This window comes from Actinoallomurus sp. CA-150999 (assembly GCF_050942425.1).
Classification (GTDB): Bacteria; Actinomycetota; Actinomycetes; order Streptosporangiales; family Streptosporangiaceae; genus Actinoallomurus.
On the sequence record NZ_CP192063.1, the window covers coordinates 1,813,141 to 1,826,447 of the forward strand.

General features: G+C 72.7%; 14 protein-coding genes. 6 read left to right on the top strand and 8 right to left on the bottom strand.

The annotated features are described in order from the left end of the window. The first annotated feature begins 95 nt into the window (after positions 1-95). Positions 96-1,733 (top strand): S1C family serine protease, encoded by a 1,638-nt coding sequence (locus ACQP2O_RS08600; protein WP_433181549.1) that lies wholly within the window; start codon positions 96-98, stop codon positions 1,731-1,733. A 92-nt stretch (positions 1,734-1,825) separates the two neighbouring features. Beyond that, entirely contained in the window at positions 1,826-2,152 is a 327-nt protein-coding gene (locus tag ACQP2O_RS08605; RefSeq protein ID WP_433181552.1) for a sec-independent translocase, read from the top strand. A gap of 207 nt (positions 2,153-2,359) precedes the next feature. Here the strand turns inward: ACQP2O_RS08605 and ACQP2O_RS08610 are convergent, their stop codons facing one another. From ACQP2O_RS08610 to ACQP2O_RS08640, 7 genes are all read right to left on the bottom strand, one after another. Further along, positions 2,360-3,166 (bottom strand): glycoside hydrolase family 16 protein, encoded by an 807-nt coding sequence (locus ACQP2O_RS08610; RefSeq protein ID WP_433181553.1) that lies wholly within the window; start codon positions 3,164-3,166, stop codon positions 2,360-2,362. Positions 3,167-3,444: 278 nt separating this feature from the next. Further along, positions 3,445-4,581: an Mrp/NBP35 family ATP-binding protein gene (locus ACQP2O_RS08615; protein WP_433181555.1), complete on the bottom strand. Its 1,137-nt coding sequence runs from the start codon at positions 4,579-4,581 to the stop codon at positions 3,445-3,447. 20 nt (positions 4,582-4,601) lie between these two features. After that, positions 4,602-5,174: a DUF1003 domain-containing protein gene (locus ACQP2O_RS08620; protein ID WP_433181556.1), complete on the bottom strand. Its 573-nt coding sequence runs from the start codon at positions 5,172-5,174 to the stop codon at positions 4,602-4,604. After that, a complete protein-coding gene (locus ACQP2O_RS08625; RefSeq protein WP_433181559.1) occupies positions 5,171-6,526 on the bottom strand; it encodes a magnesium transporter MgtE N-terminal domain-containing protein in 1,356 nt (451 codons plus the stop codon). Before ACQP2O_RS08625 ends, ACQP2O_RS08620 begins: the two co-directional genes overlap by 4 nt. A gap of 100 nt (positions 6,527-6,626) precedes the next feature. Beyond that, entirely contained in the window at positions 6,627-7,139 is a 513-nt protein-coding gene (locus ACQP2O_RS08630; RefSeq protein WP_433181561.1) for a hypothetical protein, read from the bottom strand. A 119-nt stretch (positions 7,140-7,258) separates the two neighbouring features. Then, a complete protein-coding gene (locus tag ACQP2O_RS08635) occupies positions 7,259-7,945 on the bottom strand; it encodes a hypothetical protein (RefSeq protein ID WP_433181563.1) in 687 nt (228 codons plus the stop codon). Positions 7,946-8,372: 427 nt separating this feature from the next. Beyond that, positions 8,373-8,789, bottom strand: a complete 417-nt coding sequence (locus ACQP2O_RS08640; RefSeq protein ID WP_433181565.1) for a hypothetical protein — start codon at positions 8,787-8,789, stop codon at positions 8,373-8,375. Between the two features lie 216 nt (positions 8,790-9,005). On the opposite strand from ACQP2O_RS08640, the gene ACQP2O_RS08645 reads away from it, so the two are divergent. The 3 genes from ACQP2O_RS08645 (at position 9,006) to ACQP2O_RS08655 (ending at position 11,524) form a co-directional block, all read left to right on the top strand. Continuing rightward, a complete protein-coding gene (locus ACQP2O_RS08645; RefSeq protein ID WP_433181567.1) occupies positions 9,006-9,950 on the top strand; it encodes an HpcH/HpaI aldolase/citrate lyase family protein in 945 nt (314 codons plus the stop codon). 85 nt (positions 9,951-10,035) lie between these two features. Next, positions 10,036-10,656, top strand: a complete 621-nt coding sequence (locus ACQP2O_RS08650) for a DUF6758 family protein (RefSeq protein ID WP_433181568.1) — start codon at positions 10,036-10,038, stop codon at positions 10,654-10,656. Positions 10,657-10,663: 7 nt separating this feature from the next. Further along, a complete protein-coding gene (locus ACQP2O_RS08655) occupies positions 10,664-11,524 on the top strand; it encodes a PHP domain-containing protein (RefSeq protein ID WP_433181569.1) in 861 nt (286 codons plus the stop codon). A gap of 131 nt (positions 11,525-11,655) precedes the next feature. Here ACQP2O_RS08655 and ACQP2O_RS08660 read toward each other — a convergent pair whose 3' ends face one another. After that, a complete protein-coding gene (locus ACQP2O_RS08660) occupies positions 11,656-12,252 on the bottom strand; it encodes a TetR/AcrR family transcriptional regulator (protein ID WP_433181571.1) in 597 nt (198 codons plus the stop codon). Between the two features lie 74 nt (positions 12,253-12,326). Here ACQP2O_RS08660 and ACQP2O_RS08665 point away from each other — a divergent pair, with 74 nt between their 5' ends. Next, complete coding sequence (locus ACQP2O_RS08665; protein ID WP_433181573.1) at positions 12,327-13,235, top strand: alpha/beta fold hydrolase; 909 nt, start codon at positions 12,327-12,329, stop codon at positions 13,233-13,235. Positions 13,236-13,307: the final 72 nt, after the last annotated feature.

A 13,307-nucleotide genomic window follows, 5' to 3' on the forward strand; every position in this document is an offset into this window, starting at 1 on the left:
TCCCCTTGCCGGGTCGCTTATGCTCGCCACATGCCTCGCCCGCCACTGTGGAGCGCTGAGACGAAGTCCATGCGCGGTACGCAAGGAGCTTGGTGATGACGGATGACAGCCGCGCGCCCGGGGGACCGACGCCGGACGACGGGCGTGCGCTTGGGCCGAACACCGGGGATGACGACACCGCCCCGAGCCTGACGGACAAGCTGCTGGTCTCCGGTCCGCCACGACACGAGGGCATGGCGCCCCCGGACCCGGGAGCGACCTCGCCGTACGGCGCGGAACCCGCGAGCCAGGCCGGTTCGCCGGGCGGCCCGGGAGCGGGCGGCCCGATGAGCCCGCCCACCGTGCCCGCTCAACCGGGCCACAGTGGTCAACCGGGTCAGCCCGGTCAGGGCGGTCAGCCGGGTCCCTTCGGTCAGCCCGGCCAGCCTGGTCAGCCGGGCCAGCTGGGCCAGCCGGGACAGGGTGGCCAGCCGGGTGAGCCGACGCCGACCCGGCCGTATTTCGCGCCGCACCACCAGCCGCACCCGTCCCCGACGCCGTACGCCTGGAGCGCGCAGCCGGGCCCCGGCGGCTCCGGCCCCAACTGGGCGCCCGTGCCCCCCACTCGGCCGAACGAGCGGTCCGGCCCGGTCATGGGGATGTTCCTGGCCGTCTCCTTGGTGGTCGCGCTCATCGCCGGCGCCCTGGGGGCCGGCATCGGCGTGATCGCCACCCGCGGCGACGGCAACAAGTCCGTCGACCTGGGTTCGGGCGCGACCTCGACCGGGGCCAAGAACCGCGATCCGGGGTCCGTGGCCGGGATCGCCAAACGCGTCGTCCCCAGCGTCGTGATGATCAAGGTGGCGAACGGCACCGAAGGCGGTGCGGGCACCGGCTTCATCGTCAACGGCGGCTACATCGTGACCAACAACCACGTGGTCGCCCCCGCCGCCCAGGGCGGCTCGATGCAGGTCGTCTTCAACGACGGCAAGACCACTTCGGCGACCATCGTCGGCCACGATCCCAACTCCGACATCGCGGTGATCAAGCCCGGTTCCCTCGACGGCCGCCCGTCGCTCGTCCTCGGCGACTCCGACGGATTGGCCGTCGGGGACCCGGTCATCGCGATCGGATCGCCGCTCGGTCTGGCGGGCACGGTCACCACCGGCATCGTCAGCGCCCTGAACCGGCCGGTCACCACGAGCGGCGAGGGCGGGGAGTCCGCCTACATCAGCGCGGTGCAGACGGACGCCGCGATCAACCCCGGCAACTCCGGTGGCCCGCTGGTCGACTCCCAGGGACGCGTGATCGGCGTGAACTCCGCCATCGCCACGCTGGGCGGCCAGGACCTCGGCGGCCAGAAGCAGCAGAGCGGCAGCATCGGCCTGGGCTTCGCGATCCCGGCCAACCAGGTCAAGCGGGTCGCCGAGCAGCTGATCAAGGGCGGCAAGGTCACCCACCCGATCATCGGCGCCTGCATGGACATGTCCTACCAGGGCAACGGGGCGCGGATCGCGACGACCGGCTCGAACACGCAGTGCAAGGGCGGAACGATCACCCCGGGCGGCCCGGCGGAGAAGGCCGGGCTGAAGCCGGGCGACCTCATCACGTCCTTCGCCGGGAAGCCGATCGGCGGGGCCGACGAGCTGATCGTGGCCATCCGCAGCAAGTCGCCCGGCGAGACGGTGCCGGTCACCTACGTCCGTGCCGGGCAGAACAAGACCGTCCAGCTGACGCTCGCGGCCGGCAACTGAGGCCGCCCTCGGGGGGAGACCGCCGATCCCGGCCCGGTTAAGCTGGGGTCGGCGGCTCCGCGGACGAGCGGTGGCCACCATCAGGAGGACGGGTGTTCGACGTAGGGATCGGCGAGGCGGCGGTCCTCGTGGTGCTGGCCGTGATCATCTTCGGCCCCGACCAGCTCCCCAAGGTCGCGGCCCAGGCGGGTCGTGCCCTGCGGCAGCTGCGCACGATGGCCAACAGCGCCAAGGAGGATCTGCGGGAGGGGCTGGGCCCGGAGTTCGCCGACTTCGACATCGCGGATCTGAACCCTCGTCGCTTCGTCACCAAGCACCTGCTCGACGACATGAACGACTTCGACGCGCGAGAGTCGGCGGAGGAGGAGCCCTTCCTGCCGTACGGTGAGCGCCCGCCGTTCGACCCCGAGGCCACCTGAGCCACGCCACCGCCCGCAGGCGCGGGCGCCGGGCTCGGACGCGGCGGGCACGATGACCCGCGCGCCGGCGCGAGCGTCGCCGTACGGCGCGTTCAGACTCGGATACGGCGGGCACCATGACTCGCGGGCGCGGCGTCGCCGTGCGGCGCGTTCGGACGTTCCGCCGGGCGGGCGTCACGGCTGACGCGCGGGCGTCCTGCCGCAGGCTCAGCGCATGGCGGCGGGGGCGCGGAACACCCGGACCCAGTCGACCTCCATGGTCACGCGCGGCGGCGTGCTCGCCATGCGGTGGAAGCCGTCCGCGGTCTCGTTCCGCAGGTTGAGGTGCATGTCCGCCCGGTTCGGCACGAACGGCCCCTGGTAGCTCCACACCGTCTTGCCGTCCACCTGGTACGTCAGCCGTCCGGGCAGCCAGTCAACGGCCACGGTGTGCCACCGGGTGAAGTCGACATGGACGATCTTCATCAGCTGCCGGTCGTCCGCGCCGTGGTGGAGGAACAGCCCGCCCGTACGCCGGGTCCCGTCGATGATCTCGGCGAAGTCGATCTCGGCCCACTCCGGGGCTCCGAGCCGCGTCGGCCACAGGAACGCGGTCGCGGAGTACCCGCTGCCGGGGTCGGCCCGGATCCGCGCCTCCCAGCGGCCGTATGTCTGCGCGAGGCGGGAGACGACGCCCGCGGACTGGTCCTTGCCGCCGTAGAGCCCGCCGACGAGCCGCAGGCGCCCGCCGGACACGTGGACGCCGGCGGGCGAGCCGGGGTGGGAGACGGCGTTCGGCGCGTTGTAGACCTGCCACTTACCCGGGTCCAGGCGGTCGCCGCCGAAGTCGTCGGACAGGACGGGAGCACCCCACGGCCCGTACGACCGCCGGGGCGACGGCCGGGTGAGCCGCAGCGCGTCGGTCGAAACGGCCGTCGGCCTCGTCGCGGTGCCGGACGGCGGGACCGCGGTGCCGGCCGGCGAGGCGGCGGGCGGCGCGGCGGTGTGCCCGCGGCCGCTGGACGAGCATCCCACCGCCGCGATCGTTAAGAGCACGACGGCCGTACGGGCGTGACGAGGTGCCATGACCACACGAAACCACGCCGGTACGGCCGGTCAAGCGATGACGCGCCCAATGGCATGAGCGCGGGATCTCGTTCGCGGCGGGGTGCGCTCTGGGCACCGCGCAGCCGGACGGAGATCCGCCGGACGTGCCCTGGGCCGGTCTCGAAGTCCCCGTCCGCGGCGAGCGGCGTCCACCTGGACACCGCGCAGTAGGACAGCGGGGCTTCGAGACAGGCCGTGGGAGCCGGTCAGGCGCGGTTGGGGCTCAGGCCGAGCTGCCGGCCGCGCAGGCTCTTCGCGCGGCCCGAGAGCTTGTCGGCGATGGCCCGCAGCTCCTTGGAGGCCGGGGCGTCCGGGTCGTCCAGCACGATCGGCCGGCCCTCGTCGCCGCCCTCCCGCAGGCGCACGTCGATCGGGACCTGGCCGAGCAGCGGCACGGACGTGCCGAGCGTCCGGGTCAGCGCGTCGGCGACCGTCTGCCCGCCGCCGGAGCCGAACACGTCGACCGGCTCGCCGCAGTGCGGGCAGGGCAGGTAGGACATGTTCTCGATCACGCCGGCGACCGTCTGGTGGGTCTGCGCGGAGATCGCGCCCGCGCGCTCGGCGACCTCGGCGGCGGCCTGCTGCGGGGTGGTCACGACGAGGATCTCCGCCGAGGGCAGCAACTGGGCCACCGAGATGGCGATGTCGCCGGTGCCGGGCGGCAGGTCCATGAGCAGGACGTCGAGGTCGCCCCAGTAGACGTCGGCGAGGAACTGCTGCAGCGCGCGGTGCAGCATCGGGCCGCGCCAGACGACCGGGGCGTTGCCCTCGGTGAACATGCCGATCGAGATGACCTTCACACCGTGAGAGTTCGGCGGCATGATCATCTGCTGGACCTGGGTCGGGCGGCCGGTGACCCCGAGCATGCGGGGCACGGAGTGGCCGTAGATGTCGGCGTCGACGACGCCGACCTTGCGGCCCTGCGCGGCCATGGCGGCCGCGAGGTTGACCGTCACCGACGACTTGCCGACGCCGCCCTTGCCGCTCGCCACGGCGTAGACCTTCGTCAGGGAGTTGGGTTTGGCGAAGGGGATCTCCTTCGGCGCCTGCCCGCCGCGTAGTTTCGTCTGGAGGGCGGAGCGTTGCTCCTCGCTCATCACGTCGAGGTCGACCCGTACGCCGGTGACGCCGGGGACCTTGGAGACGGCGGCGGTGACGTCGCGCGTGATCGTGTCACGGAGCGGGCAGCCGGCGACCGTGAGGAACACGCCGACCGTCACGTTGCCGTCGGCGGCCACGTCGACGCCCTTGATCATGTCAAGCTCGGTGATGGGGCGGCGGATCTCCGGGTCGTTCACCGTCGCGAGCGCCGCGGTCACCTGCTCGATCGTGGGGGAGGCCATGCGTACATGTTATTTAGTGGTCAACCGCCGGGCGAACCCAGCTCGCCCGCGCCGGAGGTTCGGTGATCGCGCCACTCGGGTTCCGGGCGGTGGTGGCCGTCGAGTTCCTTGAGCAGGTGCGCCAGCTCGTCGCGGATCCAGTCGCGGGTGGCGACCTCGTTCATCGCCATCCGCAGGCTCGCGATCTCCCGGGTGAGGTACTCGGTGTCGGAGACGCTCCGCTCGTTGCGGGCGCGGTCCTGCTCGTACTGCACCCGGTCGCGGTCGTCCTGGCGGTTCTGGGCGAGCAGGATCAGCGGCGCGGCGTACGACGCCTGCAGCGACAGGATCAGGGTCAGGAAGATGAAGGGGTACGGGTCCCAGCGCAGCCCGGCCGGGGCGAAGGCGTTCCAGGCGAGCCAGATCGTGATGAACGCCGTCATGTAGACGAGGAACCGCGCCGTTCCGAGGAACCGCGCGATCCGCTCGGAGAACTGGCCGAACGCCTCCGGGTCGTAGTAGAGCCGCGGCGAGATCGTCCGGCGGTACTCCAGCGGCTGGTCGAGACGTCCGAACCGCCGCTCCTCGCGGCTCCTGCCCAGGGCGGTGCTCATCGCCGTTCCACCCTTCGCTCACCGTCGCCCACCGCGCTGCGGAGGGCCTCTTCCTCTTCGTCGGTCTCCTCCACCGGGGCGTCCATGACGCTCTCCCGCCAGTCGTCCGGCAGCAGGTGGTCGAGGACGTCGTCGACCGTGACCGTGCCGAGCAGATGCCCGTCCTCGTCGACGATCGGCACGGAGACGAGGTTGTACGTCGCCAGGTAGCTCGCCACCGTCTCCAGCGAGCGCGACGGCCGCAGCGGGTCCAGCTCGGTGTCGCAGATGGCGCTGACCAGGGTCGGCGGGGGCTCCCGGAGCAACCGCTGGAAGTGGACGGTGCCGAGGTAGCGGCCGGTCGGCGTCGCCGTCGGCGGCCGGCACACGTACACCTGCGCGGCCAGTGCCGGGTTCAGGTCGGAGTTGCGGATGAGGGCGAGGGCCTCCGCGACGGTCGCGTCGGGGGACACGATCACCGGTTCGGTGGTCATCATGCCGCCCGCGCTGTTGTCGGCGTAGGTGAGCAGGCGGCGCACGGGCGCGGCCTCCTCGGGCTGCATCAGGGCGAGGAGCTGCTCGCGCTGCTCGGCGGGCAGCTCGCCGAGCAGGTCGGCGGCGTCGTCCGGGCCCATCTCCTCCAGCACGTCGGCGGCCCGGTCCACGCCCAGCTCGCCGAGGATCTCGACCTGGTCGTCCTCGGGCAGCTCCTCCAGGACGTCGGCGAGCCGCCGGTCGTCGAGCGCGGCGGCGACCTCGACCCGGCGCTTGGCCGACAGCTCGTGCACGACGTTCGCCAGGTCGGGGGCGCGCATCTGCTCGAACGCGGCGATGAGGTTCGCGGCGCCCTGCTTCTCCTCGACCGTCGTCAGGCCGCTGACGGCGTCCCAGTCGACGACGAACGTCTCGCCCCGGCGCCGCCGCAGGCTCAGGCGGGCGCCGTGGCCTCGCCCGGCCGCCGGGCCAACGCGGCGTACGGCCACCTTCGTGATCAGCCAGTCGCGGGTCCGGGTCTGCTCCATGCCCAGATCCAGGACGATCGCCTTCTCGCCGTCCTCCTTGAGTTCGACGGTCCGGTCGAGCATCTCGCCGAGAGCCAGGGTCTCGGACTCGCGTTTCTCGAACCGGCGCATGTTGATGCGCCCGTCGAAGATCACGGCGCCCGCGTCGATGTTGGTCACCCGGGTGATCGGCAGGAAGACGAGACGATGCGGCGGGACCTCGACCACCAGGCCGAGCACACGCGGCGGCCGCGGCGGCGGGCGGAGCGCGACGACGACGTCGCGCGCGCGGCCGATCTGGTCTCCTGCGGGGTCGAACACCGCGATCCCCGCCAGGCGCGCGACGAACACCCGCGACGGCGTTCCGGTCATAGCTCGAAGGCTATCGATACGCGTCCTGTCTCCAGGTAAAGGGCGATCTATTCCCGGGGAGCCGGGAGATGACGCGGGCCGATACGAGCGGATTCGGGGGTCATCGGTCCGGGCGGCGGCGTCGTCCGCCGACCATGAAGGGCGGTTTGCCGACGGACGTCGCGGGGCTGGGCACCGGGCGTACGGCGGCGTAGCCGGCGGGCATCTCCCCGGGCGACTCGGTGACCTCGCCGGTGGGCGTGAGCCGCATGACGAACGCCTCGTGGGCCCAGCGCTCGGTCTGCGTCTCGCCGTCCGGGGCGTTCAGGCGCTCCTTGGCCAGCAGCGGCACCACCGCCTCCCACTCCTCCGACCCCGACTCGACCTCGCTCACGGCGGCGACCCAGGAGACGAGACGGCCGCCCTTGTCCTTGCTGCGAACGGTCACGGTGACGCGCTCGGCCTCCGGCAGGCCCGGCAGCGGCTGCTCGATGCCGCCGGTCACGACGTAGGCCGCCCCGTCGTGCCAGAGGTGCCAGGCGGCGCGCGGCTGGGGGAGGTCGGGCAGGGCGAGCCAGATGAGGCCCGACCGCTTGGTGGCCTCCTCGACGAGCGGGTTGGTGGGATCGCTCATGGACCCCACCTTTTCACGACACGGGGCCCGCTGTCGGCGGGCCCCGTCTCCTCGTTCGGACTCAGAGCTCACACGGAATGGACTGCCGTGCTCGCGGTGCCCATTCCGCGCGCGGGCTCTCAGCCGCGGGTGATCTCCCAGGTGGTGTTGTCACCGTGCTGCTGGGTCCAGAAGATCCGCCAGTCGCCGTGGAACGGGTGCGGGTTCTTGGCCCCGAGGAGCCCGGCGACGGTCGGGTCGCCGTCGGACGTGTGGATACCGGTGATCTCGTTGTCCCCGTCGTTCTGGAAACCGTTGCCCTGCGCGGACAAGGCCGAGTCGACGGTCGCCGACGGGTCGCGGCCCTCCGCCAGGAACCGCACCGGCTGCCGGCCCTTGGCGTAGTCGGCGTTCAGGTCGAACAGGTACGCCGAGTCGAGCAGGCCGCGCTGGGTGTGCAGCGAGTCGCCGGCGTCCTCGACGGCGGCCACGTGGTCCCGGTCGAGGAACGAGATGTTGTCCAGGCCGGTGTGCGCCTGGTCGCCGTTGAAGAAGATCGTCAGCTTGCCCTGGTCCGCGGCGGGGTCGGACTGGCTGAGCTTGTAGATCCCGCCCCAGCCGCCGTACGCGCCGTTGGCCTTGCTGCTCGCGTTCGTGTCGCCGGTCTCGGTGAAGAAGAACTCGCGGAAGTCGACGCCCGGCCGGAACACGCCGTTCTCCGGGCGCTTGAACGGCGTCGCCTTGGCGGCCTTGGCCAGCGCGTTCGCGTCGAACGGGGTGCTGGAGGCGTCGCCCTGGTGGAGCGTCACCCAGCGGGTGTCGAACACCGTCCCGTACGTGTGCAGGTCCTTGGTGTCGTCGGAGAAGATCGCACCGGTCGGGCATTGACGTTTCTGTAGTTAATCGCGTACTCTCCGTTACTGGCCTGAGATGTCCGGTGTGATGTCGGTGTGCGGGGCCCCCGCTCCACCAGAGAGATGGTTCGGGGCCTCTCCGTATGCCGTTGGTCGCACCGGTACGACCAGGTTGCAAGGGAGCCCGCCGCTCTGGAAGTGGACCGCACGCGGGACGTGCGTCGCCGTCCGAAGTTGGAATGCGGGGGACCAGTGCGCCCAAGACCGTTCGGGGCGTGCCGCTGCGCGGGAGCCGCTCGCGCTCAGTGCTGAGGAACGGTTCCACGTCGACCCGTCGAAGGCGGGCAGGTCCGTGCCGTCGGTGGTCTTAGTGGCAGGCAGCGTGACGCGGTGCGCCGCGTCACGCTCCTGGGGCAGGGAGTGCGTGCCGTAGTCGTAGTCGGCCGGCGTCGGCGCCGTGCAGGCCGCGCAGCCGCAGGTAGGTGTTCTTGTCCGGCTCGGTCTTGGTCGCCTCGACGCCCCGACCGGGGGACTGGACGGCGCCGGGCTGCGGCAGCATCGGGCCGTCCGCGTGGTAGCCGTAGTACTGGACCTCCCCGGCGGGGTTCTCCAGCCTGTTCGATCCCTGCGCGACCGCGTGCTCCGTCAGCCCGGGCGAGAGCGCGTTCGGGGCGGCCGTTCCGGCAGCCTTGGCGACGGCGGGCACCGACACCCAGCCGTCGACGCCACTCGCGGCGCTCGCCGCGGTCGCGCCGAGCGCGACCACGGCGCCCATGGCCAGCCCGACCGTGGCGACGCGCCTTGTAACGTGATTCATGGTCCTCGCTCCATCCCGCTCCCCGATGGTGGGGGCGGCCGGAGTCAATCCACGACCGGCGTCATCCCTGTGGCGCGACGGTGTCCCGCCGATGAAACCGGTGAGCCGTGCACCTGTCTGACGGCGAGCAAAAGGCCAGGTCAGGCGTTTTTCCGTCGAGTTCGGCGGTGCCGTGAAGCCGCGTGGGCGGCGGCGACGCGGATACCATCCGGAACCATGCCGACGCGCGCCCGCCGCAGCACCCTCGCCGTGCCCGCCAGCAACCCGCGGTTCATCGAGAAGGCCCGAGGGCTGCCGGTCGACGCGTTCTTCCTCGACCTGGAGGACGCCGTCGCACCGTCCGCCAAGGCGGACGCCCGGGCGAACGCCGTGGCCGCGCTGCGCGACGGCGGGTGGGGCGACCGGGTGCGCGTCGTCCGGATCAACGACGCGACGACCGGGTTCGCCTACCGCGACGTGATCGAGGTGGTGGAGGGGGCGGGAGCCGACCTCGACTGCCTGATGCTGCCCAAGGTCACCTCCCCGGACCACGTCGTGTGGCTCGACGTCCTGCTCACCCAGATCGAGCGGGCGACCGGCCTGCCGGTCGGCCGGATCGGCATCGAGGCGCAGATCGAGGACGCCCGGGGGCTCACGCGCATCGACGAGATCGCCGCCGCGTCCCCCCGGCTGGAGACGCTGGTCTTCGGCCCCGGCGACCTGATGGCCTCGCTCAACATGAAGACGCTGGTCGTGGGCGAGCAGCCGCCCGGCTACACCGAGGGCGATGCCTACCACCACGTCCTGATGCGCATCCTCATCGCCGCTCGCGCCCGTGACCTGCAGGCCATCGACGGGCCGTACTTCAACGTCCGCGACGCGGCGGCCTTCACGCGGGCGGCGCGGCGCAGCGCCGCGCTCGGCTTCGACGGCAAGTGGGTCCTGCACCCGGCCCAGGTGGAGGCGTGCAACGAGGTGTTCTCCCCGGCCCAGGAGGACTACGACCACGCCGAGCTGATCCTCGACGCGTACGACCACGCCACCCGGGTGGAGGGTCGCGGGGCGGCGATGCTCGGCGACGAGATGATCGACGAGGCGTCTCGGAAGATGGCCCTGGTCATCGCGGCGAAGGGGCGGGCGGCCGGATTGCGGCGCACGAAGGAGTTCTCCCCTCCCGCGTAGCATTGAGTAAAGACGCCAGATCACCATTTTTTGGCCGTCCGGAAACCTTGACGTGGCCACCGCGACAGCGGGACCGTGAAACACCATGAGGGCCGCGCCCATCTGCCCGCGGTGCCGCGGGCCCGTCGCCCCGCCGAACGTCTGGTCGAGCGCCTGGACCTGCTCGACGCACGGCGAGGTCTGTCCCCTGCGCCCGCCCCGCCGGCCCTGCCGGGAGGGGCTCGAGGCGACGCGTGCCGAGGCGCGGGTCCCGGTCTGGACGCCCTGGCCCGCGCCGCTCGGCTGGCTGGTCACCGGGTTCGCCGACGCCGGCGACGAGCGGTCCGGAAGCCGGGCCGTCGCGGTCGCGCTGTCCGGCCCGTCACCGGTCGGCGGCCTGGCCGACCTGATCCTCGTCGCCGAGGAGCCCGGCATCGGCCTCGGCGCGTCGTACGCCGGACTGCCCGGCCCGGACCCCGGGCACGGATTCGGGACCTCGGCGCCCGACGCGAAGGTCGACATCGGCGGGCATCCGCTGCCGCTGTGGGCGCTGCCCACCACCGAGACGGCGGCGTTCGCCGGCGAGGCGCTCGGCCACTGGCTCTGGGCCGTCCTGTGGCCCGTCTCGGCGGGGGCGCTCATGCTCGAGGACCTGCGCCTGCGCGACCTGCGCGAAGCCGATCTCGACCTGCCGTACGGAGCCGCGTGTCCCCGGCTGGGTGCATGATCGGACCGTGCGCATCGACCTGCACTCCCACAGCTCGGTCTCGGACGGCAGCCAGCCGCCCGCCGACGTCGTCCGCCGCGCGCACGCCGCGGGCGTCGACGTCCTCGCCCTGACCGACCACGACACCGTCGCCGGCCACGCCGAGGCCGCACGCGCGCTGCCGCCCGGCATGACCCTCATCCGCGGCATGGAGCTGTCCTGCCGCCTCGGCGGGCGCAGCCTCCACCTGCTGGCCTACCTGTTCGACGCCGCCGAGCCGGAGCTCGCGGCCGAGCGGCGGCGCATCCGCGAGGACCGGGCGCACCGGGCGCGCGGCATGGTCGAGCGCCTGGGCCGGCTCGGCGCGCCGGTCACCTGGGAGATGGTCCAGCGCGTCACCGGCGAGTCCGTCCCCGGACGGCCCCACGTCGCCCGCGCGATGGTCGAGGCCGGGGTGATCTCGACCATGGACGAGGCGTTCACCCGCGAGTGGATCGGCGCGGGCGGCCGCGCGTACGTCGACCGGTACGCCCTCGATGCCGTCACGGCCGTCGGCCTGGTCCGCGAGGCGGGCGGCGTCCCCGTGATCGCCCACCCCCGGGCGTCCCGGGGCGGCTACCTGTTCACCGACGAGGAGATCGCGGGCCTGGCCCGCGCCGGACTGGGCGGCATCGAGGCCGGCCACCCGGAGCAGACGGACGCGGACCGCGCCCACCTGCGGGCACTCGCGGCGGACCTGGGGCTGTTCACGACCGGCGCCAGCGACGACCACGGCGAGGCGACCGGCCACCGGCTCGGCGCGGAGACCACGTCGGCGGAGGCGTACGAGGCACTGCTCGCCCAGGCCACCGGCGCGGGCCCCGACGTGGGAGGACGCGGAAGCTCGTGACCATCGGCGGTCGCCGCGCGCCTGCCGGCCCTCCTCGCGCGGCGTACGCCGGGGTCGCGCTCTCGCGCTGGAGCCGAGCACCCGGCCGACAGTGACTGGGCCACCGCCCGAGCGGTCGCCGCGTCCTGTGATCACGTCGTCAGCCGGGCGAGCTGATGGTCGAGGGTGTTCAGGGCCTGGTCGGCGGAGCCGTGTCCCAGGAGCAGGGTGGTGGTCAGCCCGCTCACGAGGGCGAGGAGGATGTCCGCCTCCGTCTCCGCGTCGAGGTCCGGCCGGAGCTCCCCGTCGCGGACACCGGCCCTGATCTGGTCGGCCACCGCCGTGACCAGCAGGGCCTGGCCTCGCCGGTAGGTGGCCGCGAGGTCCGGATCGCCCAGCGCCCGGATGAACACCGCGATGCCCACCAGGGACTCCGTCCGGCCTTCGGGCTCCAGCGGCAGCAACGCGACGAGGACGGCGCGTAGCAGTCGTCGCGGGGTGTGCGGCGGCGGGGTTCTCGCCACACTCCGGCGTACGCGCTCCTCGATGCGCTCCCGCAGGCGCCCGACGGCGAACCCGACCAGGTCGTTCTTGTCGCGGAAATAGTGCTGCACCAGGCCGATCGACACGCCCGCCTCGGCGGCCACCTCCCGCATGCTCACCGCCTCCAGGCCGCGATCGGCGGAGATCCGCCACAGCGCCTCGGCGATCTGCCGGCGCCGCTGATCGTGGTCGACCTGTTTCGGCATGCCGAATCCTCCCCGGGGTGTCGCCGGATATCACCTATCGTTACGATACGATCATATTGCGAAAGGTGGTCCGGATGTCCCGCGACAAGGTCGGCGGCTTCACCACGCCCGAAGGCCGCAGCCGGTTCGACCGGGTGTACGACGAGGGGATGCGGCTGCTGCCCCGCCCCGCGGAGGTGCACGACGTGCCGACCGCCTTCGGGCGGGTGCGGGCGTACCGCTTCGGCGAAGGCGGGGGCGGGGGCGCCCCCATCGTGCTGCTGCACGGCACGGGAGGAACGAGCGTCATGTGGCGGCCGAACGTCGCGGCCCTGGCCGAGAAGCGCAGCGTGTACGCGATCGACCTCCTGGGGGAGGCCGGCCGCAGCGAGCAGACGGCGCCCATCCGGGGAGCCGGCGACCAGGCCGCGTGGCTCGCCGCCGTTCTGGAGGGGCTCGACATCCCAGCCGCTCATCTCGTGGGCGTGTCCATCGGCGGCTGGATGGCCTGCAACCAGGCCGTACGCGCGCCAGAGCGCGTCGCGTCGATCGGTCTCCTCGACCCGATCAACACCCTGGCACGGATGTCCCTCGGCCTGATCCTCCGGACGATCCCCGTCGTCCTGCCGCTCACGTCGGGATGGGCGCGGCCCAGGTTCCTGAGCTGGATCGACGGCCAAGGGCAGACCCCCGAGGACGACCCCGTGGGACGGGTGATCAGTGCCGGCATGCGGGACCACCGCGCCGCCATGCCCACCCCCGCCTACTTCACCGACGAGGAGCTCCGCTCCATCGCCGTGCCCGCGCTCGTGCTCGTCGCCGGACGCAGCGCCGTGCACGATCCGCAGCGTGCGCTCCGCCGCGCCGAGACCCTCATCGGCGACGTCCAGGCCGAGCTCTGGCCGAACGCCACCCACGCCATCTCCGGCCAATGCGCCGACGAGGTCAACGCCCGGGTGCTGCGCTTCGTCGACGACGTCGACGGACGGTCACCCGGTTCCTGAGCGCCGGAACACGGACCCGAGGGCGCGATCCGCCCAGGCCGGCCGCCGCACTCCCTCCGCGTCGGCCGCTCG